This is a genomic window from Paraglaciecola sp. G1-13 (genome assembly GCF_055809255.1).
Map to the genome: position 1 here is coordinate 4,226,150 of NZ_CM147903.1, position 26,442 is coordinate 4,252,591.

17 protein-coding genes are annotated in these 26,442 nt (G+C 42.1%); 11 read left to right on the top strand and 6 right to left on the bottom strand.

Features of this window, described 5'->3' with window-relative positions:
* Positions 1 to 18: 18 nt before the first annotated feature.
* Positions 19 to 1,461, bottom strand: a complete 1,443-nt coding sequence (locus AC0L6N_RS17865; RefSeq protein ID WP_011576602.1) for an aldehyde dehydrogenase family protein — start codon at positions 1,459 to 1,461, stop codon at positions 19 to 21.
* Between the two features lie 439 nt (positions 1,462 to 1,900).
* Between AC0L6N_RS17865 and AC0L6N_RS17870 the strand changes: the two genes are divergently transcribed.
* A complete protein-coding gene (locus tag AC0L6N_RS17870) occupies positions 1,901 to 3,145 on the top strand; it encodes a LysR family transcriptional regulator (RefSeq protein WP_011576604.1) in 1,245 nt (414 codons plus the stop codon).
* Between the two features lie 211 nt (positions 3,146 to 3,356).
* Here the strand turns inward: AC0L6N_RS17870 and AC0L6N_RS17875 are convergent, their stop codons facing one another.
* Entirely contained in the window at positions 3,357 to 5,129 is a 1,773-nt protein-coding gene (locus AC0L6N_RS17875; protein ID WP_473476497.1) for a sigma 54-interacting transcriptional regulator, read from the bottom strand.
* Between the two features lie 508 nt (positions 5,130 to 5,637).
* Here AC0L6N_RS17875 and AC0L6N_RS17880 point away from each other — a divergent pair.
* The 4 genes from AC0L6N_RS17880 to AC0L6N_RS17895 all read left to right on the top strand — a co-directional run bounded on the left by AC0L6N_RS17880 (position 5,638) and on the right by AC0L6N_RS17895 (position 11,290).
* The gene (locus tag AC0L6N_RS17880) at positions 5,638 to 6,756 is read left to right on the top strand and encodes an NAD(P)-dependent alcohol dehydrogenase (protein ID WP_473476499.1); all 1,119 of its coding nucleotides are present in this window, start codon (positions 5,638 to 5,640) and stop codon (positions 6,754 to 6,756) included.
* A gap of 106 nt (positions 6,757 to 6,862) precedes the next feature.
* Complete coding sequence (locus AC0L6N_RS17885; RefSeq protein WP_011576607.1) at positions 6,863 to 7,339, top strand: YybH family protein; 477 nt, start codon at positions 6,863 to 6,865, stop codon at positions 7,337 to 7,339.
* Between the two features lie 603 nt (positions 7,340 to 7,942).
* The gene (locus AC0L6N_RS17890; RefSeq protein WP_473476502.1) at positions 7,943 to 10,336 is read left to right on the top strand and encodes a TonB-dependent receptor; all 2,394 of its coding nucleotides are present in this window, start codon (positions 7,943 to 7,945) and stop codon (positions 10,334 to 10,336) included.
* A gap of 36 nt (positions 10,337 to 10,372) precedes the next feature.
* On the top strand, positions 10,373 to 11,290 hold the full coding sequence (locus tag AC0L6N_RS17895) for an MBL fold metallo-hydrolase (protein WP_232283263.1): 918 nt from the start codon (positions 10,373 to 10,375) through the stop codon (positions 11,288 to 11,290).
* Between the two features lie 917 nt (positions 11,291 to 12,207).
* Here the strand turns inward: AC0L6N_RS17895 and AC0L6N_RS17900 are convergent.
* Together AC0L6N_RS17900 and AC0L6N_RS17905 are read right to left on the bottom strand one after the other, a co-directional pair.
* Positions 12,208 to 13,680 carry a sulfatase family protein gene (locus tag AC0L6N_RS17900; protein WP_473476504.1) on the bottom strand — a complete coding sequence of 491 codons (1,473 nt, stop codon included), beginning with the start codon at positions 13,678 to 13,680 and terminating at the stop codon, positions 12,208 to 12,210.
* A gap of 85 nt (positions 13,681 to 13,765) precedes the next feature.
* The gene (locus AC0L6N_RS17905; protein WP_011576611.1) at positions 13,766 to 16,054 is read right to left on the bottom strand and encodes a TonB-dependent receptor; all 2,289 of its coding nucleotides are present in this window, start codon (positions 16,052 to 16,054) and stop codon (positions 13,766 to 13,768) included.
* An 808-nt stretch (positions 16,055 to 16,862) separates the two neighbouring features.
* Here AC0L6N_RS17905 and AC0L6N_RS17910 point away from each other — a divergent pair.
* The 5 genes from AC0L6N_RS17910 (at position 16,863) to AC0L6N_RS17930 (ending at position 22,058) form a co-directional block, all read left to right on the top strand.
* On the top strand, positions 16,863 to 17,498 hold the full coding sequence (locus AC0L6N_RS17910) for a TetR/AcrR family transcriptional regulator (protein ID WP_473476506.1): 636 nt from the start codon (positions 16,863 to 16,865) through the stop codon (positions 17,496 to 17,498).
* A 449-nt stretch (positions 17,499 to 17,947) separates the two neighbouring features.
* A complete protein-coding gene (locus AC0L6N_RS17915; RefSeq protein ID WP_011576613.1) occupies positions 17,948 to 18,877 on the top strand; it encodes an MBL fold metallo-hydrolase in 930 nt (309 codons plus the stop codon).
* A gap of 844 nt (positions 18,878 to 19,721) precedes the next feature.
* Positions 19,722 to 21,182: an FAD-binding oxidoreductase gene (locus AC0L6N_RS17920; RefSeq protein WP_473476508.1), complete on the top strand. Its 1,461-nt coding sequence runs from the start codon at positions 19,722 to 19,724 to the stop codon at positions 21,180 to 21,182.
* A gap of 38 nt (positions 21,183 to 21,220) precedes the next feature.
* Positions 21,221 to 21,544 carry a c-type cytochrome gene (locus tag AC0L6N_RS17925; protein ID WP_473476511.1) on the top strand — a complete coding sequence of 108 codons (324 nt, stop codon included), beginning with the start codon at positions 21,221 to 21,223 and terminating at the stop codon, positions 21,542 to 21,544.
* 61 nt (positions 21,545 to 21,605) lie between these two features.
* Complete coding sequence (locus AC0L6N_RS17930) at positions 21,606 to 22,058, top strand: cupin domain-containing protein (protein ID WP_011576616.1); 453 nt, start codon at positions 21,606 to 21,608, stop codon at positions 22,056 to 22,058.
* 519 nt (positions 22,059 to 22,577) lie between these two features.
* Here the strand turns inward: AC0L6N_RS17930 and AC0L6N_RS17935 are convergent.
* Together AC0L6N_RS17935 and AC0L6N_RS17940 are read right to left on the bottom strand one after the other, a co-directional pair.
* A complete protein-coding gene (locus AC0L6N_RS17935; RefSeq protein ID WP_473476513.1) occupies positions 22,578 to 23,180 on the bottom strand; it encodes a Tll0287-like domain-containing protein in 603 nt (200 codons plus the stop codon).
* A 249-nt stretch (positions 23,181 to 23,429) separates the two neighbouring features.
* Positions 23,430 to 24,149 (bottom strand): PaaX family transcriptional regulator C-terminal domain-containing protein, encoded by a 720-nt coding sequence (locus tag AC0L6N_RS17940; protein ID WP_473476516.1) that lies wholly within the window; start codon positions 24,147 to 24,149, stop codon positions 23,430 to 23,432.
* Positions 24,150 to 24,574: 425 nt separating this feature from the next.
* Between AC0L6N_RS17940 and AC0L6N_RS17945 the strand changes: the two genes are divergently transcribed.
* Entirely contained in the window at positions 24,575 to 26,221 is a 1,647-nt protein-coding gene (locus tag AC0L6N_RS17945; protein WP_473476518.1) for an isovaleryl-CoA dehydrogenase, read from the top strand.
* Positions 26,222 to 26,442: the final 221 nt, after the last annotated feature.

Here is a 26,442-nt window from a genome sequence, read left to right on the forward strand (position 1 = left end):
GACTAGGTTAAAACGACCTTAAAAAGGGAATTTCTGCTGACCCATTTGCACGGTGATCCACTTTAATTCTGTGAATTCGTCCATGGCGAAAGTGCCGCCTTCTCGTCCCATTCCACTGTTTTTAACACCGCCAAAAGGGACGACGGCTTCATCGCGGATACTCGGCCCATTAATATGAACCATGCCGCTCTCAAGATTCTCGGAGAAGAAAATACTCATTTGCAGATCGTTGGTAATAACAGCGCTAGTTAGGCCGTATTCACTGTCGTTTGCTAGAGCCAAGGCATGTAAATAATCAGACGCTTTAATAACACTTGCCACGGGTCCAAAACATTCAGTATGGAAAATGGACATATCCGATGTCACATCGCTAATAACCGTAGGCTGAAATACGTTACCCTCGTAATGGCCACCGACGTTAATCTTCGCGCCTTGCTCGACAGCTTTCTCCACCTGTTTCTTAATAAACTCTGTCTGTGTCGGGCGAATTAACGGCCCAACGATAACGCCCGGATCACGCGGATTGCCATACCCTAATGCGCTGACTTTGGCGGTGAATTTTCTAACAAACTCGTCATATACCGCATCCTCAACAATGACTCTAGAGCCTGTCATACACACTTGACCTTGATGCATAAAGTTACTGAATGTCGCTGCATCTACGGCGTAATCCACATCTGCATCAGCTAATACAATAAACGGGTTTTTTCCGCCCATTTCTAACGTAATCGGCTTATGGTACTTAGCACAAGCCAGCGCGATAGACTTACCTACGCGAGTTGAACCTGTAAACGTTACCTTGCGTACTCGTTCATCAGCAATCAACACATCACCTAACTCTGCACCATTAGCAGGGATGACATTCAAAACCCCTTTGGGCAGGCCCCCTTCAGTCATAACTTCCGCTAGCTTTAGGGCAATAACGGGAGTCACTTCAGAAGGCTTAAGTACAACTGTATTTCCGGCAGCTAACGCCCAACCAATTTTTCGGATAGCCAACAGTAATGGGAAATTAAAGGGTGCAATGGAAAGCACAACACCTAGCGGACGGCGAATAGAATACGACTTCAGTCCAGGATAATCAGATTGATATGTCTCGCCTTTTACGCGGCGACATTCACCCGCCATTCCACGCAGGAAGCTAGGTGCGTGATGTGTTTCATAGCCGGCTTTAAGCATGCTTGAGCCAGCTTCATCAATGAGCAAATCTTTAAACTCATCCGCCCGGCGCTCAAAAGCATCAGCAATGTCTAGTAGAATTTTTTCTCGAACAGAAGGAAGCACATCTTTCCAAGTCTGAAATGCTTGATGCGCAGAAGCTATGGCGTCAGTAGCATCTTGTACACTTGCCAATTGCACTACAGCATACGGCTCACTCGTCGCTGGGTTATAACTGGTATCTTCTTTACCTGACGTTGCTTGTTGGTATTCACCGTCAATAAATAGTGGATATGACTGCATGTAGTTAAACTCCTATGAGTGGCTTTAAGCAGGTAGCGTAATTGACGTTTTAAAACTTAAAGCGCTTTTATCAGTTAAGCAAAGTGTATTGGGCCCCCCCATCGACAACCAATGTGAATTGGTTGATAACGCATGTGAAAAAATTGAATCTTATTTGTTAAGAGACAGAGTGAGGCTTCTGGTGAGTATTTTGTGTTCGTTGAAATGGAAAGAAATAGAGCGGACGCTATCTAACGAAGTCGTTAACAATCCGCATATCGCCGCCACGCCTGCTGATGTTAAGCCGAAAAGTAACAATTCGTTTCACTTAACGATAAAAGCATTTGATAAGTGAAACAAAAAAGTTATTTATACTATGTGAAACTATCAATCTAAGATTGCCGTTGTGTTTACAAGGACAATTAAATATGTTGTTAAAAATTTTGAAGTGAAAGCCTAAATGATAAATCTTGATCCCAATGGCATACCAGAGCTCAGCTTGCGTCAGCTGCGTTTCTTTATGAGTGTGTATAAATTAAAAAGTGTGACAAAAGCAGCAAATGAACTGAATCGTTCTCAAACCGCTATCACCAAATCGATTACCGATTTGGAGAAGTCATTGAATGTCAGCTTATTCGACCGCGTAGCTACCGGTATGATTGCTAACGCCTACGGAGAAGCATTTGCAACGCGCACGCAACGTGCCATAGATGAATTCCAGAAAGCAAGTCAGAGCTTTGCAAGCTACTCCAAATTGCACATGAACTCTGAGAACAACCCCATATTTTCCATGGATGTAAGTTATAAACGCTTGGCCGCATTCATTTCTTTATATCACTGTAAAAACGTTCACAGTGCCGCTGACCAGTTGAACGTCACTAAAGCGGCAATATACAGCTCTGTAAGGCAGCTTGAAGTGTGGCTGGGTATCTTCTTATTCGAAAGTGAACCTCAAGGTGTCGTTCCCACACCGTATTGCAACGTGTTAGCGCAACACCTAAAACTGGCATTTTCCGAGATACGTTACGCATTAGAAGATTTGGCTAATTTAGATGGCGTTACCAGTGGCTCAGTTAAAATAGGTACTTTGCCCTACACCCGCACATATCTCACTCCTCAGGCAATTAATTTATTATTAGATGAGCATCATAACTTGGACGTTTCCACTCGCGAAGGTCCATATAATTTACTGGAAGTTTCCTTACGAAATGGGGACATCGACTTCATCATTGGGGCAATTCGTCCATCCGAAAAAGACAGCGACTTGAACACCGAAATTCTGCTCGAGGATAAATTGTCAGTTATTGCTCGCTCAAATCATCCATTGATGGGTCGCGAAAATTTGTCTTTAGGGGATTTGTCTGATTATGGCTGGGTATTGCCTGAATTACACACACCTTCAGGTAGGCTTTTTCTTGAATTAATGAAAGCGCACGGGCTCCCTATTCCTACTCATTCAATCCATACAAGCTCGTTATCCATGGTTAGGGGCTTGTTAATGGGCAGTGACCGCGTGACCCTGCTGTCTAAACATCAAATTTACTATGATAGAAATCATGAATTACTTGACGTGCTACCAGTGGATATTGGGGAAACTTATCGTCCAATAGGGATCACTATGCGCAGACGAACAGAGCCCTCGCCTGCAGCGCAGCTATTCCTCGACAAACTCAGACAAGTGGCGGACTCGGTCAACGAACATTGAGTTTCAATATTACGAATAATATCCTTCACAACTGCAAAGACGGGCTACCGGAATTTTACAGAGGTTAATCAGCACATAACGGATTATATTGTTGACTATTACAGCCAGATTAGGCCATATCACTATAAGGGTGATTCAAGCCCAAACGAGACACATAGTGAAGTCAGTAAAAAGTGTTTGCAGAGTTAAGGGAAGGTCATGGTGAGGATAACTACAATTTTAGTTTGCTGTATTTATATTCAATTTGGCGCCTAGTCATCCCTAATTTTCTTGCTGCTTCAGCGAGATTACCTTCGGCTTGTTCTACTGCCATCAAAACAATAGCTGATTCTACTTCAGACATAGTTTTTCCTTGCGACAAAACAGATTCATAAAGCTGTTCAATTTGGCCATCATTTTGTTCTTCTAACTTTGACGCCCGCAAGTGTCCGTGTTTGGTCATGCTTAAAGGTAAGGATATGTTTGAACGTTTCTCTGCAGTGAATAGCATTGGGATATCGAGTGCGGAATCATTTTCAGCCAAAATAATTGCGCGCTCAACCATGTTCTCTAACTCCCGAATATTGCCTGGGTATTGGTAATAGATTAATGCATCAAGTGCGCGCTCCGTATAACCTTTGACCGAACGCTCATGCAACGTATTGAAGGTGTTTAAGAAGTATTCTAAAAGCAAAGGAACATCTTCCCTTCGGTCTCTAAGAGGTGGGATTTCAATCGGAAATACATTTAAGCGGTACCAAAGGTCGTCTCGAAAACGACCTTCTCTAACATCTATTTTCAAGTCTGCATTAGTTGCCGCAATCACGCGGATATCGACCTTTCTAACATGCTCGTCACCGACCCGTTCAAACTCACGCTCCTGAAGCACTCTGAGTAATTTGGCTTGAGAAGCGAGATCCAGTGTCCCTACTTCGTCGAGAAAAATGGTCCCACCGTCCGCTCGCTCGAAACGTCCTAACCTAGAATTTGTTGCACCACTAAAAGCGCCCTTCACAACACCAAATAACTCAGCCTCAATAAGTTCTACCGGTATAGCAGCGCAATTGACCGCAATGAACGGGCCGTCTGCTCGCTTACTGGTCGCGTGCAATGCGCGAGCAAAGCGCTCCTTGCCAACACCGGTTTCTCCTAGAAACAATACGGTAGCGTTTGTTTTTGTAACGCGCTTTAACAGATTCAGCGTATTAATAAATGCGGGAGAAGCCCCAATTAGCCCAGCATACGATGTTACGTTATCTGCTTTGGGAGTATCAGCGAGCGGAATATGATGCGTGGGTCGAAGATCGACAGTACTTTTTAGGTCCTCTGGATACATATAATAAATATCGGGAGTAGGCACATCCCACTTTTCAACTGGGCGGCCAATAATCTTACACTTACTATCTCCCATGCCGCTGCACATAACTTCTTTGTAAAGAATCCGCTTACCCATAAAACGGCTAGCATATCCTGAGGCATAACCAATTTGCATCCAACATACGGGATCTAAACTTATATCATTATTTTTAAGGTGTAGCGCGACCTCAGCAGAGCCTTTCCACATGAATTCTGCATAGTAGTGCCCATTTGCTACATCTATTTCTAATTCTATTGGCTCGACTAACGCCCACCCCATAAGTGCATGCAAGGTGGGGCCAGCGGTCAAAACTTCGTAGGCATTTCCTTGAGAGCGAAAGTGAGTCGCGACTTCTTCAGCGTCTTGATAACCTGCTGAGTAACCCATTCTCGTCAAAATTCCTCGTGATTTTTCAACACCAAAACTATTCAGGTGCTCTTGACGCATGACTGAGAAAAAAGCCAAATTGGCGATTAACAAGCGATTATCGCCCAACACCACTCGGCCTTCCTCGGGAATAAAACGCAGCCTGTCACTTAAATCCTGAAACTCAGGAAGTACTTTATCCTTTTCATTTATAAGATTGAACGGCTGCAAAATAGCTTCATCTTCACTATTGCCTAGGGCACTTTTATCTGTTGTGTCCACACTAAAATCCTCAAATTGACAAATTTGTTAACCAAAAACCTGCAATGGAATATTTTATCGAGATTATCATTACAAATTTGTTAACAGCATACTAATGCTGATTTCTCGGAGTTTATAGCTGAAAACAAAACACTAAATATAACTCTTTATAATCAGACACTTAAATTAAGAAACAAGAGTAACCTCGCCATAATTTAAACTTGGCATAGGCGCTGCTAAGTACTGAGTAAAGCAACGATATGACTACAGACGATTCTTCACTCTTTATGAAATGGGTGAATATGCGCTATCCACTCTCTTTTGTTAACTAATGGTCAACAAAAGTAATATCGAGTAAAGCTTAATGCATAAGTGAATATTGGTGACAAGGGCGCTTTAAAGAACATAGTAAAGACCCTCGTAGGCATTAATCGCGAGCCTATGCCAAAGAAATTTTGTAGCCGCAGAATATGCGTCTGAAGTAAATATGACCATCAACAGTATAAAATGCTGAATCAGGAGAATAAGTATGTCTACAAAAGCTCGCGCTGCCATTTGCAGTGGGAATGAACATCCTTTCGTTATCGAAGATGTTGTACTTGATGCATTGCAACCCAATGAATTGAAAATCAGAATGGTGGCAAGTGGGATCTGCCATACAGACCTTGCTGTACGTGATGGTCACCTGCCTGTTCCACTGCCTGGAGTATTAGGCCATGAAGGTGCCGGTATTGTTGAGGAAATAGGCAGCGAGGTCACCGTCGCTAAGCCAGGAGACCGTATAGTGATGAGCTTTAATAGTTGCGGCGAGTGTCCAAGTTGCTCAGTAAAATCTCCCACATACTGCTATCAATTTTTCCCGTATAACTGGGCAGGCGCTCGAGTAGACGGTACTCATACCATGTTTAAGAATGATCAGCCTATTCATGCTAGTTTCTTTGGGCAATCTAGCTTTGCCACCCACGCCATTGCAAACCAAAGAAATGTGATTAAAGTGCCTGAATCTGCTAACAACATTCCGTTAGAGCGTTTAGCACCAATAGGATGTGGCCTGATGACAGGTGCAGGCGCAGTGCTGCGCAGCTTGAATGTCAGAGCCAATATGCCCATTGCTATTTTTGGAATAGGTACCGTGGGTATGGCAGCTATCATGGCGGCCAAGATTGCAGGCGCCAATCCGATCGTAGCAGTTGATATCAATGAAGAGAGACTCGCTCTCGCCAAGGAACTTGGCGCCACACATGCCTTTAATGGCAAAGAAAATGCCATAGAGAAAATTAAAGCGCTGTGCCCTGATGGCATAGCTTATGGCTTTGATACCACTGGCTTCAAGTCCATTATTCAAGATGCTTTTAGTTTACTTTCATTTAATGGGATCCTGGGGATTGTTGGCGCATCTGGACCCGAAGAAACCCTTGAATTTAACGAATTGGAATTCATGTCTCTGGGGCGCACAGTAAAAGGTATTTTAGGGGGCGATAGCGACTTGAATGGCTTTATAGAAGAGCTCATTAATTACCATGTTGAAGGGGTCTTCCCATTTGAGAAACTCATTGGTTACTTTGAGTTTAATGACATTAATGAAGCGATCAAAGCAACTGAAACAGGTGAAGTCGTTAAGCCTGTGCTTCGAATTAGTGCTGAGTAACTTGTCACACTTGCACTACAAGAGCATCAACGTTCAATTTTAAAATTTGGTTTAAATTAACCTTAGCCGCCACAAGTTAACGTGGCACTACAAAAATGGAGCAATTATGAAAAAGAACCTAAAAGCGCTTATCGCTGTCCCGTTACTATTAATTTCTAGTGCGACCCTTGCAAACGATGCTGAAATAAAAAGCTTGTTGAACAAGTATGCAAAGTCAGTAGATACGTTGGACATGGATTTGGCCCAGTCAATTTGGAGCCAGAAAGAGGGGCTGTCTTTCATACAGCCTCGGGGTCATCAAAAAGGCTGGAAACAAATAAAAAATAACTTTTATCTTGGCGCAATGGCAAATTTTTCGACGCGTGAATTAACCTTAAAAAATATCTCTATCAACATGCTTGATGAAAATACTGCTTGGGCAGAATTTTACTGGGATTTTAATGCTGTGTTCGCTAAAGATGGTCACAAAATTACGACTGAGGGAAGGGAAACACAGGTATATAAAAGGGAACAAGATGGATGGAAAATCGTCCATGTACATTATTCTGGGCCCGCAGTCACAGGAGCTCGCCAAGGCTTCTAATAATCCCCTACCACCTAAAGCACAGGACAACGTGCCTGACCTGTGCTTTTTCAATCTTCTTAATAATGTCAAATAATGATTGTTACCCTATTAAAGGCCAATGGCTCAAGCTCTCTGATATCAAATCACATTCGTAACCAACCGCTCTATAACGTAATAAGTAGAGATGTTCACGTCGGTTGATAAGCAATGCCCCTTTACAAATAAAGAACGTAGTCAACAAACCTAACGCTTACCGACTTTCAATTCCTTATACGGAGACTGAGTCAATAGCGCCTTCCGCCTCAAGCCATTACATCTCGAACGTCTTCACGCACCTTGAACTTCACAAAATTGTTACAAGTGAAGTTTCTAAGCTATTTGCCACCTCAATTTTGTTAATAAAAAGTTATGCATAAGACTACTCCCTTGTCTGAAATAAAGTGCAAATCGAAGAAAATACCTATAATAAACAATAGTTTGGGCTTTTATTATTGGCTGAAAAAACCTCTGGCACACTTGTTGTTAACACAGTGTAGCAATGTAACATTTGGGCAATATGAAGTGTTTTACAAATTTTCGCCCAAAGCCAATCACAAATAAAATTAGATAGAAGGCGGCAACATGAAGCACCATAAAAAATTTATTAAAACCACATTATCCGCAGCAATTATGCTGGCCTTACCTATTACAGGTTTGGCGGAAGTAGAGAAAATTGTTGTTACTGCACAAAAGCGCAGTGAACCATTGCAAGATGTGCCGGTTGCCATAACTGCTTTTACTGGCGCAACGATGGAAGCGTTAGGCATTACCGATGCCAGTGATTTAGTGGCTGTGACACCAGGGTTAACCTCATCAGCACAGGGTGGTTCAAATAGAAATTATTTTTTACGCGGTATCGGCACCGGTGATTTTCATCTTACGGCCTCTCCTGCCGTCGGCCAATATTATGATGGCATTACCTTAACAAGTGGGTTCCAAGCACGTGCGGCGTTATTTGATATGCAGCGCGTAGAAGTTCTAAAAGGCCCACAAAACACCTTGTTTGGTCTCAATACGACCGGTGGGGCCATAAACTATATTACTAACAAGCCTGAAATTGATGGTGGTACAAATGGGAGCGTTAAAGTAAAGATCGGCAGTGACTCGTTGATTAATACTGAGTCAGCAATTGGTTTTGATATTAGCGATTCGGTAGCTGCGCGGCTGGCCGTGATGACGAACAAAAATGATGGCCCATTTACATCACTAAGCGATGGTCGCGATTATGGTGACGATGACATGAAAGCTGTCCGCCTTGGCGTGCTTTGGGCACCAGTTGATGACGCAAGCCTACTATTTAACGTAAACACGATGCAGAGTGAGAACAACTCTACTGCATCTGAATTGTTAGGTAGCAGAGCACCAGATGGCTCAGGTGACGTGTGCGCCGAATTCAACCGTGGCAATCTAGATTTTGAGCGCAATACCGACTGTGTAGGGCGCGACGGTGGTGCCACAGGGGAACAACCGACGGATCCATCAACTGGCAGTTGGGATACCATATCCACTAACTTTGGGTTAGAAGATATCAAAACGAAAGGGTACTATCTCGCCTTTGACTACGATTTCGATATCGGCACCCTCAGTTTGATAAGTTCATTTGATAACTTAGATTTTAAAGTGGCCACAGATGTCGATGGCAGTGCAACTTTAGGTGCCCATTTAACGCAAGAGGATGACCGCGATACTTATCAGCATGAGCTTCGCTTCGTCTCTGACGGTTTAGATGCGTTCAGATGGATAGCAGGTATTTACTATCTTGATCAGGATGCAGAGTCATTTACTGGAATTCGCTCCCCTGGGATCGGAGGTGGTAATATAATACCAAATGTACAGCTGGCTCATAGCAAAGAAAACTTGGGGATCTATACTCAAGCCGAGTACGACTTAACCGACGATATCACCATCACCTCTGGCCTTCGCTGGTCAGACGAAAAAATAGTCGCAGACTATTTACCTTCATCACCTAACGCTCAAGCTTTTGACAATAAAATACCTTTATTTTCAAACGATATCGATGAGTTAGTCCGCTCACAAAACAATGTTGAAAACCCTAACCTTGATGTAGATGGTTATGATATACGGCGTCAAGTTCGTCAGAATCTATCAAACGAAGACATTGGATACACAGTTAAGCTCGATTGGAAAGCCACTGAAGACGCATTGCTCTATGCCAGTTTATCAAAGGGATTCAAAGGCGGCGCGGCTGATATTCGCACAGCATATGCATTAGTGCCGCCAGCCAATATATTGACCGGCTTAGAAGATGCTCGGCTTGAACCTGAATCACTTAAAGCGTGGGAGGTTGGTTACAAGAGTTCGTTCCTAAAAAATAGCATCCAACTCGATGCCGCTGTTTTTTACTACACCTACTTTAACAAACAACAGTTTGTGACGGCCGGCGGTATCCCTACGTTAGCAAACGCTCCTAAATCTGAAATTAAAGGTTTAGATGCCAACGTAAAATACGCCAATGACTACGGCCTTTTTCTAGATTTTGGTTTAGCACTAATTGATTCTGAAATAACTGACGCTGGCGAAGACGAGCTATTTATTGAAGGAACCGAGTTGGGGAACACCCCGAAATATTCACTTTCGATGGTCGCTAAACAAGAAATCGAATTTCAGAACGGAACACTACTCACGCTTATGGGAAATGTGAATTACACGGACGATGAGACCAAAGGCTCAATTACCCGCGGCAGCAGTGAACTCAAGGACTTGCTCACCCAAGAAGCATTTACGTTGGTGAACATGAATGTGAAATACAGTTTTGGCGATGACTTGCAATATGCAGTGTCTCTTTACGGCAATAATCTAACTGATGAGCACTTCTGTGCGAGCCTAGGCACGTCAGACGGAAACAAAATATATGCAGATGGTATTTCTCCGGGCTCCCTAGGATATAACGTGAGATGTGTTGTCACGCGTGCGAGCACACGAACTTTTGGCTTGTCTTTCGGTTTAACCTTTTAAGTGAGTGACTTAGAGATGATTAACATGAAATCGAAAATGACTGTAGTACTACTTTTGCTATTAAGCTCTTTGAGTTTGCAGTCCGCAAATGCCGCCGAGCTGGCAGAATCAGAAATAACCAAAGTGGTCATGTTGGGAACGGGTACGCCCCACCCATCTCCAGAGCGATCAGGCCCGAGTGTAGCGATAATAGTAAACGACACACCATATTTAGTAGATTTTGGGCCCGGAGTGGTTCGCAGAGCCGCGTCTATGTCTCCTAAATTTGGAGGCCCCTTAAAAGGGTTAGCGGTTACCAAACTTAATAGGGCATTTTTAACTCACATGCATTCAGATCATACCGCAGGGCTGCCTGATTTAATGCTCACTCCATGGGTACAAGGGCGAGATACGCCTTTGGAGGTATACGGCCCAGAGGGGATTGTCGATATGTCTAAATATTTATTAAAAGCTTACGACGAAGACATAAAGTACCGACTATATGGTTTGCAACCTGCGAACAACAATGGATGGCGTATCAATGCTCATGCGGTTAAAGAAGGCGTAATCTACAAAGATGAAAATGTAACCGTGGAAGCATTTCCAGTAAAACATGGTTCTTGGCCCGATGCTTTTGGTTATAGATTCACTACACCTGACAGAATCATTGTTATATCGGGTGATAAAGCACCTGACGGCAATAGCGTAAAGTACAGTAAAAATGCAGATATTCTGATCCATGAAGTTTATTCAGATGAAGGCAAAAGCAAACTTCCCTTATTTTGGCAAAATTACCACAGTAATAATCATACTTCGGGCGTAGAATTGGGTAAAATTGCTCAAGAAGCAAATGTTAAAAAGTTAGTTCTTTATCACATTCTTTTTATGCGAGAAAAAGGCAGTGAGATAGTAGATGAAGTGCGTTCGTCGTTTAATGGCGAAGTCGTTTTAGCAAACGATCTGGACGTATATTAATAATATAGTCACGAAAAAGTCCTAGATAATCGCAAGATAAAATCATCATGCGGTTATCTAGAGTATCTGACAACTCGATATAAGCCCTCCCCCACTACATTACCAAATTATTTAGAAAAGCAGGCAGTATCTATTTTCGAACAAGGCCAAACTGAAGCTTAAAAAACAAGGGACTAAGGATATCTTGCAACATTGAGTATTCATGCTTTGTAAATTCAACAACGTCGCGGTCACCGCTACGCGAATAATGAAGGGAATGGTTTACTCAGGTCTGAGCTACAACTCCAAAGCAGTAAGATCGTCTTCATTAACTCAACGAAAATAAAGGATTAGCGAATGCGGAAACACGTCTAACACGTATTTCCCCCACCACTCTGGCAGTCTTAGATTCAAAGGTACGTGATACGACTATTTCTCAAACTTAGGGAAAAGCGGCATCTGATTGATCCACCGCTTAAACACTCAGAATCAAAGCACGGTATTAAATGTAGTAACACCAGCAAGAAATGCTTTACCGAGAACCTGACAGTTCTGCAGTTCAATACGCCCTAGCATACGAAACCTAAGAGCTGGCGGGTGAACAGCAGCTGAGCATAGCCAGCTTGAACAACACGAGGTTGAGATGAGCCTAACCGAAGCACACTGTGTTGATATCGACACTGGCGAAGTATGTTATATAACTAAAGAAATAATATGAGTAACACAATACCGGTAATTAGTGGATTTCCCGCTTTGCAATAATGTATCTCAAAGCATAGCCAGTTTAATAACTGGCTAGCATTCCGTTTACGACCAAGACGTTCGATGACTATGCTGGCTCAACTCTGCTGGCTCAACTCTGCTGGCATATAACCCGTTAGCATTATCTAAGGGCCCTAAGTTACTTTAGTTTCTATCCTTAAAATTCTTCTTATCGGTTATTGCCACAAAGGTTTATTCAGTAGTTTTTCACTATTGAAGTTTGGCCGAGGTTGGTGCCAAATATCTTTACCTGAGTGTTCTGGAGTTTCGTATATCGCGAAAAACTCATCTAAAGCTGCAACCATTTTCGTTTTTACTGCTGAGCGTGGGGGCTCAGCGAGGTAACGCTCTTTCATTGGATGAGTCAAGTCGTACCAATAATCTATTGGCTGCCCATCCTTTTTGTAGTAACGCACTAACTTCCATTTTCCATCGGTAATCATTCGACCATTGCCACGTTCTGCAATTTGGTAACGTTTCCAATCTTGAACACGTTCCGCATTCAAAAGAGGTCGAATAGTACGTCCAGGCCCGTCCTGTTCAGTAAATGTTTTGTCGCCTGCGAAATCTAAAATGGTATTGTGTAAATCAAGTAAATCTACGAATTCATCTCTGGATTGTCTGCCTTGAACAAGGGATTTCGGTCCATAAATAATGAATGGTATTCGGACTGTTTCTTCATAAAAATTATACGGAAACGATGCATTGGTTTTTCCATACAAACCATATTGCCCCATCAGCATTCCATGATCCGACACAAAAGCGATGATCGTATTGTCAAGCAGCCCACGGCCTTCTAACGCATCCATGATTTGTCCTACTTGGTCGTCAATCAGGCTAATAGCCGCCAAATACTGAGATAGTTTTTCTTCATGATCTTTAGGCACCGCGGTATCTTTACTTGCCAATGCTAAAGACGAGTTCCCCCCATCCCGCAGTAGTTTTCGTGCCACAGGACGATACTGACTAACTAAACGTTCTGGTAGTCCTTCAAAAGGGAAGTGTGGCTCCACATAATTAATATTTATAAAAAACGGTTTGTCTGTACTTTCGTCAATAAACTCAATCGCTTTTTCGGTTAAAAATCTAGCTTGGACTCCCGTATGCTCGAAGGCTTCACCATCTTTAGAAAAAGCAACTTTACCGCGATGCTGATACTGATTTCTCCAACCCGCCTTGAACGCATCATGGCTTATCCATCGGTCAAAACCACCTGCTGGTTCGAGGCTCGGCTCCTTTACATGCCATTTTCCAAAAAGCCCGGTTCGATAACCACTTTGTTGCATACGTTCACCTAAGAAAGTCTCTCCCTGCAACCATTTGTCATCAAAACCGTTTCCTTCAGATAAAAAATCATATACTCCGTGTTGAGAGGGCATTTTTCCCGTATGGAAACTCGCTCTAGCCGCGGAACAAACTGGCGCGGGTGTCATTGCATTGTTAAACAAGACGCCTTGATCGGCCAAATAATCAATGTTCGGCGTTTTCATATGTTTTTCATAAGCTCCCAAGGTCCATTGCCCTTGGTCATCGGTCATAATTACGATGATATTTGGCTTGCTCTTTTCTTGTGCATCTTGCACATCAGCTTGCACCTGAGTTGCCAAGAAAAATAACACTGAGATAAAAATATACTTAAACAAAATCATGACCTTACGTTGCTTATCAATTACAGTTTATGGCATTGCAACTAGCACATACAATGCCATAAAGATATTTTCTAAATTATAATGCCTAAAAGTAATTGTATGTCACTGAAATACCATATGTAGCAGGGTCTGCTGGGTTTTCTTTAGTACTCTCAATAAATTGCCCCAACTTATTACTGTACTCCGTATCAGTAATGTTCTTGCCCCACAGAGTAAATTTCCAATTTTCATCTGGTGTAGTATACGAAATATTGGCGTTGTAAACGTTGTACGCACCTTGAGTTTCTAAGTTAGCGATGGGAGCGCGATTAAAATGCTGGCTAGCCGTAAAACCGTAAGACGCATAGAAAGTAACCGTCCCATCATTTTCAAGGGTATGAGTATAGGTAGAACCTAAATTAAACTTATGTTTAGGAGCATTGGGTAATACTTGCCCGCTACGATCGTCATTAGCATTGATAACGAATTCATCAAAAGTTGCTCTTAAAAAACCATATCCAAAATTCAACTCCCAATCATCTGTCAGTAACGCCACCCCATCTAGTTCCAGCCCCTTTGAGGTCGCACTGGCAGCATTCACGACTGCTAGACCACCTGCAGGAACAATGATCAAGCGTTGCATATCGTCAAAATTACTTTGAAATAATGCGGTATTGACTCTCAACCTGTCATCAAACCATTGAGATTTAAGACCGAGTTCATAGTTAATAGCGGTCTCTTCATCAAAAGGCCTTTCTGCTTTGCCAATACCTTCTGCAGTTAGATTATTACTGTTTACTTTTCCGTCAAATCCGCCAGATTTGAATCCTTTAGAAACGTTAAAGTATGTCAATAAATCATCAGATGGGGTCCATTCAATGACGAAGCGTGGCGTGAAACCACTAAATGATTTATTGGCTTTAGCAGTATAAGCCTCAGATAAAGGAAAGGTTAACTGTGCGTCAGGCAAGTTCTCCGCACCAGGGACATATTGATCAAGTAATGTTTCGTTATATGTCGCCTCAATATAATTTTCTTTCTCTTCTTGCGTATATCGTGCACCCACTCGAATCTTTACACTATCTGTTAGATCGTAACTACCATCCCAGAAAAAAGCTAAACCAGTGGTATCATTTGTGTTATCCCAACAAGGACGAGATTTGCCAGCTGCCCCGCCTCCTATGAAAACGGGTTGTGTGCCGTTAACATAAACTTCTTCACACTCAATACGATTAATTTCCTCTTTAATGAAAAAGACTCCTGACACCCAAGCTAAATCTGTATCGGTGTTAGAGGTAAAGCGAAACTCTTGTGTGATTTGAGTGGAACTTTCGCTGTTATCAAATATGTCTGCAAGGCCTGGTATTTTTTGCGTGCCAGTGCGATTACCATTGTCGACATTTAATTGCTCTGCAGTAAATGACTCAACTGTTGCCAGCGAGTTTTTTCGAATAGCACTGACAGACGTGATTAGGCCGCTGTCTATTTCCGTTTCCGCTTTTAGTGAAAAGCCATATATCTTCGAATCTACGCTTTGGGGAATACCATGGGACGAAGTAAACCTGTCATTATCGGTCGCTGCTAGGCTACCCAACCCTCTCTCGCTGATAATTTGGCCGTTGTTTTTATCCCTAGAATAATCAGCGGTAAATAATGTCGTGAAATCACCATTATCAAAATAAAGTTGTCCCCGAACACTTTTAGAATCACGGTCAGCTAATTCTTGTCCTGATGCAGTATCATATCCAAGACCATCGCGTTGATTAGTTGAAACCGTTAGCTTACCGGCTAACTCATCTGTTAATCCGCCATTTATATAGGCTTGTACTGTTCTTAGGCCCTCGCTACCAACTCCCCCCTTTATTTTCATTTCTAAGTCTTCTGTCGGCTTCTTGGTGTTAATGCTGATAGCTCCACCAACTACATTTTTACCAAAAAGCGTGCCTTGTGGGCCTCGTAAAACAGAGATTGACTCCAAATCAAATAATTCAAAAATAGAAGAACTCGAACGCGAAATGTATACATCATCAACAAAGGTATTGACCGCGTTATCCAAACCAGCTCGCACGACACCTGATGTACCAATTCCGCGAATGGTAAATTCTGGGCGACCACTTCCCGTAGTAGAAAAGCTAAAATTCGGCGTTACCGCAGCAATGTCACCTATATCGGTTAACTGATTTTTTTCGATCGCTTCTGCAGAGAAAGCGGTCATTGACATTGGAACTTCCTGTAAGTTTTCGACTCGCTTCTGGGCCGTGATATTAATGACTTCAATACCTTTTCTTTCTTGCTCCTCTTCAGCGGCGACGAGATGTGTTGACGCCCCCAATGCACTAGCGAAAAGTACCATGTTTATTGACTGCGCTAAGAATGATGTTCGAGTGTGTGTCATGACTTTCCCTTATTGAATTATTATATAAATTTGGTTAATCGTTGCTTAAAGTGGTTTAAATATTATTCGAACACGTTGACTAAATCAGAGTAGCTTCCAACGGTATTTTGTGACTTGAATACACGTTCTTCTTCTATTAATGGTGTACTGCATTGAAAAGATTTGTATTAAATTATTGAAACTATTTGCTAGGGGTATCCCCAAAAAAAGTTTCAAAAAAATGATGTAGATATACTATCAATTGATTACAGCTACTATGAGAATCAATGAAAACCTGTCACAAAAGTCAGGTTTGTTATATAAAAAGCTAACACTAGTGTCAAGATATTTTCTGCTCAGACTTTTTACGTTCAAAAATACTTGTGATTTAAATTCAAGGATAGTAGTTACAGAACGCGACAGATTATTTATGCCTGACGCCGCTACTTTTGAGACCATGGCGGTAATAACTTGAAAACTAAGTTGCGAAATACTCCGCAGCTCCCTCAAAACTAAGTCGTAATGACTTTCTGAGATCAGGCCTGATCCCGAGAGTTTGACCACCCGTATTTACTTTTTCCGTACGGTATTAGAGTTGTCATGACGATTCGTATATATTCCTCCATATGCGCAAAGCGCTTACAAGCCAGCGGTCTGTGTCTACGCTAAATGGCTATTATGCGAAACGATGACGTTTTCATGTAAACTTGAGTATTGACTTATAAGTTAATCCTGTGAATTACGAATAGTGCTATGAACGTCAATGATACTGATGAGATTTATACTAAAGCGTATATAATTCAACGTCTAATGAAGAGCAAAGGTAATTATGAAATCGGCAACCGATAACACTTACAAAAAGGGGCAAATCCGCAGAGATAATATAGAGCAAATCATTAAAGCTGCAGCCAATGAGTTCAGTAACAAGGGATATGACGGGACAAGCATGAAGTCTATCGCAAAATCTGCAGGAATGACGCGCCCTAAAGTTCATTACTATTTCAATGATAAAGAAGAAGTTTACCAATCAACATTGCAATATATATCCGAAAAGTGGGCTGATGCCACCACAGTAATAAACTTCGACGCAGACCCTTTCAACACACTACAAAAATATATACATCAACAAGTGAGATTGGCATTTCATTGCCCTGAATTCTCTAAAATTGCGGTATTAGATAACATCACGAATAAATCCAACGCATTTTTTAGTCACAATAAAGAAGCCAAAGAGCAGATCGACTCACTCGTTTCGGCCATCGAACATTGGATCGAAAAAGGGTTAATACGTGACACGAATCCTATACGGCTATTGTTTGCTATCTGGTCGATGACGTCTTGGTATTCGGTTAACAAAGAGCAGGCTCTTTACTTTGAAAATCGCACTAAATTTCAAGAGTCAGATATAGAACTTATCAGCATGGATATATGTAATCTAATACTGCCAAGCCTAGTGGTAACGTAAGATTAAAAATTTACTGCGCAGTTAAATAAACCCAAATTACACCATCGAAGTATCTTTCTCCCTTATCTTGTATGCCCATCTGCTGCAGGTTGAAAGTTAATCGGACCAAAAAGTTGACACTAGTGACAGAAAAAAGTAAATTCAAATTCGCTCGTTATCGTTAACCACCTTTATTCATATCGCTAGCTTATAACAGCCTAGAAAGGCTTTTAGAACACTGACTTAAGCAGCTTTACGTTTTAAGCAAATATACAATTATATTAACGCTGTTCCGTCGTAAATAAATCGCCTTCGCTGCACATTACTTACGCATGAATTTCGATAACAAATTTGCACCAATTTATCCGGTATGGGTCATTACACGTCAAAACTTGTATGCATCGAACCTGAAAAAAACTTCTTGAATTAGCACTTCAGATAAATTTTATAACTTTTAAAGGGAGATAAAGATGAAAAAAATAGCCGTGACCATTTCATTCTTATTGTTGGGTTTATTAGGTTCACAACAAATTGTCGCAGCAACATTAGAAAAATCAGATATAACTAAAGTCGTTATGTTAGGTACAGGGACGCCACACCCATCCCCTCAACGCTCAGGGCCTAGCGTAGCAATTGTGGTCAATGATACGCCTTACCTCGTGGATTTTGGCCCAGGGGTTGTTCGTCGGGCCGCATCTATGTCGCCAGTATATGGTGGACCTATAGACGGGCTAAAGATAACTAAACTGAATCGTGCATTTTTAACCCACATGCACTCAGATCACACCGCTGGGCTTGCAGATTTGGTATTGACCCCTTGGGCTATGGGAAGAAAGTCTCCCTTAGAGATCTATGGTCCTGAGGGAGTTGTAGACATGTCTAAAAACCTTTTGAAAGCCTATGACCAGGATATCAAATATCGCCTTTATGGTTTGCAGCCTGCAAATAATCAAGGATGGCGAGTCAATGCGCACGCAGTTAAAGAGGGTGTCGTGTATAAAGACGAAAACGTCACCGTTGAAGCCTTTCCAGTCAAACATGGCTCGTGGCCCGATGCCTTTGGGTATAGGTTTACAACACCCGACAGGGTCATTGTTGTTTCAGGTGATAAAGCTCCGGATGGTAACAGCATAAAATACAGTAAAAATGCAGATATTTTAATCCATGAAGTTTACTCAGATGAGGGAAAGAAGAGCTTATCCAAATTTTGGCAAAATTATCATAGCAACAACCATACTTCAGGTATTGAACTGGGCAAAATAGCTCAAGAATCCAACGTCAAAAAGTTAGTTCTTTATCATATATTATTCATGGGAGATGATGCCGAGAACATCGCAAATGAGGTGCGCTCATCTTTTACTGGCGAAGTCATCATCGCAAACGATAGAGATATCTATTAGGTATGGCAAGATTACCTTCTTCTTCATAAAAAACATCAGTAATGGGTTGTCATGTTTTCAAATCGACTAAAACGGAGATGAGATATGATGGCAACCCCCCTCGATTTCGAAGCCGTATCGAAGAGATAACAATAAAATAAATCGGTTTCAGTTCTTTGGTTGTATTCAACAAAGTTCAGCGTGCCCCCGAATACCTGTCGCGAGTTAGAAAACCTAAAGTGATACTTTCAGCCAACGCTCAATGCTGCTAGAACAGCAAAAAATATATACCAAATCCATTTAACAATTGACCACTCAGAATACGTCTAGCGGGTTTAGAGCACGGCGTCGTTGTAAAGTAATGGTTGTTCACTTTCAAATAACAAAAACGCAATGCTAAATTCGCTGAAGCATTCCCTTTGGGCGACTAATTATTTAATGGAATGGGTATTAAACGCTTTGCTTGTGCCCTTCCTCCAGAGCAAATCTTTCGCAAGACAGATACCTATTTATCACTAATGTAAGACTAGCGAGATGTTTATTACCCCTTACACCTTACCGTTCTACTGAGTGTGTAATGCAATTAAATCGAGCATTGCCTGAATAATTTAGAACAAACGTAATATCTGTAATTGGTTTTGCCTTGAAAAAATTTACTCCGATAAGTATTTGGAATTATCCCTCTAAAAAGTTGACACTAGAGTCAACTTTACATATATTTATTTTTTCATTGCTCAGTTAAATAGTGTTGTAAGCACCATATTTACGCTTTGAGGCAATTACCAAGTAGCTACTTCAAGTTCATTACTCGGGCTGATTTCCAGAGTAATTATGAGAATAGATTTTAATAACATGAATGAAGAATATGCCCATATTTGAATCAATATACGTTAATCCATCCCGTCGTGATTTGTTGAAAAAGCTAGTAGCGTTAGGCGTGACTTCCCTTGCCGTTTCGCCATTAGCATATTCACGTGGCTTAGCTAACTCTGAAAGTAGAATAATATACCGTGATGACCCAGATTATGATGATTGGCGGCGCTCCATGTTATGGAAGTCAAACGCTCCAGATCGATATCCTGACGTCATTATCCAAGCTAAATCCGAGCAGGAAATTACTCAAGCACTGAAGTTTGCTCAAAAAAACGATTTACAAGTTGTATGCCGTACAAGTGGTCATAATGCCTCTTCCTCTGTATTACGTAATGGGGGAATGTTATTAGACATATCCGCTCTAAATGAACTAACAGTAGATGCCCAACATAAGTTCGCTTACGTACAGCCTAGCGTTAAAATGATCCATTTAAATGAAGAACTGAGAAAGCATGGATTAGACTTCCCCACTGCTAGCTGCCAAACAGTGTCATTGGGGGGTTACCTTCTTGGCGGAGGGATAGGTGCAAATACCAGATACTGGGCTAAAGGCCCTGCATGCTATTCCATAATAAGTGCAGATGTCATTTTAGCCGATGGTAAGAAGATCACCGCGAGTAAAGAGCAAAATGAGGACATTTATTGGGCGATTAGAGGAATTGGTCCGGGTTTTTTTGGCATAGTCACGCGCTTTAAGCTTCAGGTATTTCCAAGCATTAAAGCCATACTTAAAAACACTTACTCATATCCGATTGACCAATTACCCAAAGTAATTAAATCATTAGATAGATTCTCAAAACAGCACACTCAAGACGAGCGCGTCTCAGTGGGGATATCTGTGCACAATCACCCTAGTATTGCGGGAGAAATGATAGTCAAATTAGGCGTAACAGCCTTCATTGACAGTGCACAAGATCCTACAGCAACCGCTAAGGCATTACTTGTCCCTTATGCTAAAAGTACATTTGCAGGGGATGCGTTTGATAAATCTGAAAACGTACATGTTCAGATTGAAAAGATGAAATTTAGCACCAATCCCGCTGACCGCTCAAACCAAGACAATTTCACGACCGACAATGCCCACGCATTCGTCGCTATTGCAAAACTGTTTAAAGATCGACCTACCCCTGGTTTTTTGATTTTAGATTTGTCCTACAACAGTTTTAATCATGAGCGACTCAAAGATGCCAGCTACTCAGCTTTAGGCAAACACAAAATTTCGGCAATTATGCATTGGAAAAACGCAGCAGATGATCCTGTAGCAACAAAATGGTTTGCTCGTTTCAATGCACTAATGCAGCCCTATGCTAATAGCCATTATATAAATGAAGTTAATCATGAGTTCCCTGAACGAGTTAAAAATAGTTTCACTTCAGAGAAGTGGGAGTACATATCGATGTTACGTAATAAGTACGACCCTAATAAACGGTTCCATACGTACTTAGCATATTAAAATAACTCAATAAATTTGACACTTTTAAGGACTGATTCATGAATAAAATAGTTAAGTTTTCTGTACTAAATTTAGCCTTACTATACGCATTAATAGGTGTTACTAGCGCAGCACAAAAAAGTCCAGATATTACAAAAGGCAAAGCTAAATCAGCAGCCTGCGCTGCATGTCACGGAGCACGCGGTGTGAGCACCAACTCTTTATGGCCTCACCTAGCTGGGCAAAATAAAGACTACCTCGTCAAGCAACTACATGATTTTAAAACCGGTAAACGTAGCGACCCGGTGATGTCAGGCATGGCTAAACCACTTTCAAATGAAGATATCAATAACCTAGCCGCTTACTTTTCTAGCCTAAATTAATCAAAAGTATCTTTTCCACACAATTCTTCGGAATTAAAAATTAAAATTTAAGGATAATTTAATGAAAAAAACCATTTTACTTATGTTTACGACACTAGCCATTTTCAGTCATCACAGCCTTGCAGATAGTCCTAGAGCACAAGTGCTGACAGAAGATCAATTATCGGGGAATATCTTCGAAGGACTTCCAACAAAAGAGTTCTATGGAAATCAAGCTCAGATGCAGCAAGTATTTAGAACAGCAGATGGAAAGCTCGCTTTCGGTGCATTTAGTTGGACAGTAAAATCTGCCAAAACCGCTGTCATAAAGTTTGATGATTACCCAATAGACGAAACCATGTATTTTATCGAAGGCGGAATGAAAATCATTGATACTGATGGCAACGTAACGGAAGCTGGACCGGGGGAGTTCTTGTTTATCCCTAAAGGATGGTCTGGAACACATTACACACAAAACATGAAAAAAATATCTATTCGCTACGGTGATAAAGTCGCTGCAGAAGTACAAAAATAAGCCTCAGATAAGCGTTTTCATGGCTCTATTTTAGTAGCAAATTATTTTTAAGAGTCTGATTGTTGAGGGAGACTATCGTCCTAATCAGCGAGCGTCTTTATTATCAGTAACATATTTACGCTGAGCGGCTGAATACAAGCCAGTTATATAACTGGCTACTTTCTTACTTATGTAATTTCAATCTGCATAATTTGGTGAATACTTATTCCCAATTTATTCATCTTTTCCCTTTGCCAAATAAAGCTGAGGGCCGCAGAATTTAAATCACCTACTTAATCATTTTCACTCGATTATCTAACGTAGCCTCATTACGTTCATGGATAAGTCATGCATAGCGCTAATGAGCTTTAAACTGTGTGAAGATTAAAAACTCACCTTCACAATATCGTGAGATTTAGGCGTTTTCAGTTTCACCTTAAATTAGCTTACACGCATATGAATATTCACATGTAATGATTAACTAAGGTTCAAAAATCAAAGCTATCGATATTGCGCCGAAAAAGGTAGTCCATGACTATCTCACTCCACCTTTTTCAACGTGAATGCGCCGCGAATATCGCCCACAGTGAAACCCAGTGCTTCATCATAAGGGTACAACGCATCAATTTTTTCTTTCACACTGGGCGCTACGCTGTTGCCATGACAATTTAAACACAGCCCACCGGTTGGAATGGCTTTCATATAGCGAAAAACCGTTTTCCCTTTTTCCTGTATCGTTGAAAAAGTATCGATATTGTCTACCGGCTCGCCCGCTTCTTTACGTTGCTCAAAGCGTTGTAGATTGGCTAACTCCCAGTTGTCAGGACTATTGAGTACATTGCGGGGTTTTAACGAGGTACGTTGAACCGTCCAGCCTGACTGCGCTGCAAGCCGAGATGAGATAGCAGGGGCTTCAATATGACACGCATCCAGCGCATTAATTAATCCGCCTTGTTCAATGGCGGCAGACAGCGTGCTTTTGAGCGTTTCACTGAATTCTTTAATCAGTAAACGCGCTTCTTTTACCCCACTCTCTCGATCCGATGCCTCAGCGTTAACGGTGCTTGCGTTAACAGTGAACGCACTGAGGCAAATCGGCAACGCAAGGATAAAGGTAGGGATAAACTTGATTAATGTCGTCATGTGATTTCCTTTTACTATGAGCCAAAGCTTAATATCATGTTCGCGAAGCGTCGTGACCGGATTGTGGCGTGACCGAATAATGGTGTAACCGGTAAATAGCGTGACCGGACAATAGACTGACAGCCCATAAATGCTCTTATGAGATGAACGCACCCATTGAGCTTAGCTAAAAATATCTCTTCCCATTTGATTTAGAACAATTTGTTTGTGCCTGTACAATCTCATGAGCTTTGCTACTGTAAATAATGTTTACTGGCCCAAAAACCGAAACCAAATACGTTCACCCACTTCATCATACTCACGCACTTTGTTTCTAAATCGCTGACGAAGTGTCACATCAATAAGCGGTGCAGGAAGCAGCGGATCAAATACAAGTTGCTGCAGTGCGTTGTCACCCACTAAATAAGACTCTTTAGCTGCCTCATCTAATGCTAGTGTGGTCAGACGATTCAAAGAATCCTCTAGCTTCTGCAAACCTTGGCGATAGCCGGCTTCAAGGGCGTTCGCATCCCACAGGGTTTTCGCTTTTTGTTGCAAGTCTGATGCAAAGTCGCTGGCGCGAAATACTGGTGCAGTGGGCTCTAATCCGAGATCCAGTAACCTCGAACGCACAGAATCAAGCCCTTGCGCAAAATTACTTGGCCGTACATACAGATCGTTTATAAGCTGCTGCATGCCCATCATGTGCAATGCTCGCTGGCGTATTCGCAAAGCACTGCGATTGGTTTTTCCTAAACCGTTGGTTGTGGCTACAACCCAATCACCTTGCCAATCACATAAGCTGGATTCTGCTTCTCGCCACGCGTTGACGTGTGCGGCTAACTGCTGACCTTTCAAACCAAGCTGATAATCGCCTCGCTCGACGATTTTTAGTAAATGATTAGACACTAACCTAGTGAGTGTGACGCGAATATTGTTTTCAGAAATACCAAACAACGCTCCCACCCGAACTGCATTAGCGGCATTCATTTTTACGTTGCCCCTAGAGCCAATTAAATTCAGTAAAAGTGATCTAGGCCTGGTTTTTATTGGCTTTGTGGGTTTCGATTGAGGCAACATAAATGCACAGCACTCTGATTATTCTGGATACAAGTAAATTCAAAGTTTAGTTAATAATTTAAGCTTTCACTTCTATGTAAAAGCCGATCAAAACGGATGACTAAACGCTGACGAGTGAGCGCACAGGTTAATACGCAATCGGCTCGAAAACAATTTTACTCTTCGAAATGAATCGCTTGTGAGTGATTCTAAGATACAGTCATAAATGCCCATTAACATTCGGAAAAACATATGTATTTAGCCCACCATAAACGAGATCAAACAAACATTACAATTATTGACACATTAAAATAATATATGTAATTTTGTATTATTCTCATACACTGGAAAGCGCTATGTCAGATTTTGATCTCTATGCGACTCACACGGTTGAAAACCAGCCTCAGGTACTTTCACCTTATAATCTTTGGTCTGCTGATCGAATGTTGATGCATGCGGTGCAGCAGAACCACAGTGACTTACCTACAAATACATTAACGGACTTTGGCAATATTGCCGGTGACCAGCTCATGAATGCTGGCGAGTTAGCGAATAAAAACAAACCACAATTTCAGCCATTCGATGGCTATGGGCGCAGAATTGACAACGTTGAGTTTCACCCGGCTTATCACGAATTAATGGGCGAGGCGATGGCTGCCCAAGTACATGCTTATTCATGGAAAAACGAATCTACATCAGGTTCACATGTGATTAGGGCTGCTTTGCTATTTATGCACAGCCAAGCGGATGCGGGGACTACTTGCCCACTTACCATGACCCATGCAGGTGTGGCTGCCCTGAAAAATGCGCCGGATTTGCCACACTACTGGACAGATAAAGTCATCAGTGGCGAATATGACCCTCGCTCAATACCAGCAAGTCAAAAGCGTGGTATCACCTTGGGCATGGGTATGACAGAAAAACAAGGCGGCTCTGATGTACGGCGTAATACCACTCGCGCAGACATTCAAGCTGACGGAAGCTACCGAATCACTGGGCATAAGTTTTTCTTTTCGGCGCCCATGTGCGATGCCCACCTAATTTTAGCGCAGAGTACAAAAGGCTTAAGTTGCTTTCTGCTACCTCGCATTTTAGAAGACGGCTCGCTAAATCACGTCAGAATTCAGCGTTTAAAGGACAAATTAGGGGATTGGAGCAATGCTTCCTCAGAGGTCGAGTTTCAAGGTGCTACTGCATATCTAGTAGGGGAAGAAGGCCGAGGCGTGCCCGTTATTATTGATATGGTATCCCTTACTCGCCTTGACTGCATGATTGGCTCAACGTCTTTAATGCGCCAAGCATTAGTGCAAGCGCTGCATCACACTCAGCACCGAGAGGCCTTTGGCGCAAAACTTATAGACCAACCATTGATGAAGAACGTACTGGCGGATTTGACCTTAGAAGTCGCCGCCAGTTTAGCCTTAACCATGCGCGTTGCTCGCGCCGTTGATTTGGCTAACACCAATCAGCACGAGGCGCATCTTTCACGCATTGCCACTGCCATTGGAAAATATTGGATCTGCAAACGTACTCCCGCCTTTGTAAATGAAGCGCAAGAATGTTTAGGGGGCATTGGCTATGTGGAAGAAAACATTCTGCCGCGTTTATATCGCCAAGCGCCGTTGAACTCGATATGGGAGGGCAGCGCCAATGTACAATGTCTCGATGTGCTTCGGGCGCTACGCAAAGAGCCTGAGGCCATTAATGCGCTGTTTGCTGAGTTGCAAAGGGCCGCGGGCAAAAATAACGCTTATGATTGCCATGTCAAAACCCTTAAAGCAGCCTTTGATGATCAAGACACCCTTGAAATACGCAGTCGTTTGGTGGTGGAACAAATGGCACTTGCACTGCAAGGTGCCTTGCTTTTAACTGCGAATGACAAAGCCATGGCAGAAACATTTTGCTCAGCGCGATTGGACAAACAGCAGGGACTAGCATTCGGTACGCTTCCCGCTAGCGTGCCTTTTGATGAAATCATACAGCGGGGCATTCTCGAAAATTAAACGGTTATATTTGACGACCACATACCGAGAAATGGCGGCGGTTTTCAGCACGACGAGGTCACTTTCCCCAGTTGAAAGTTGCTGAGAGGGCAAACGCCGTCCGCTCATTTCCTAACTACGTTTGTTCTAACTTATCTTTGCCAACCAATGAAGTTCATTCGTTTGCAAATCCTGTTGTCACCCTACCCGCTACCCTGCTAGCATAGCGCCAATTTGTGACA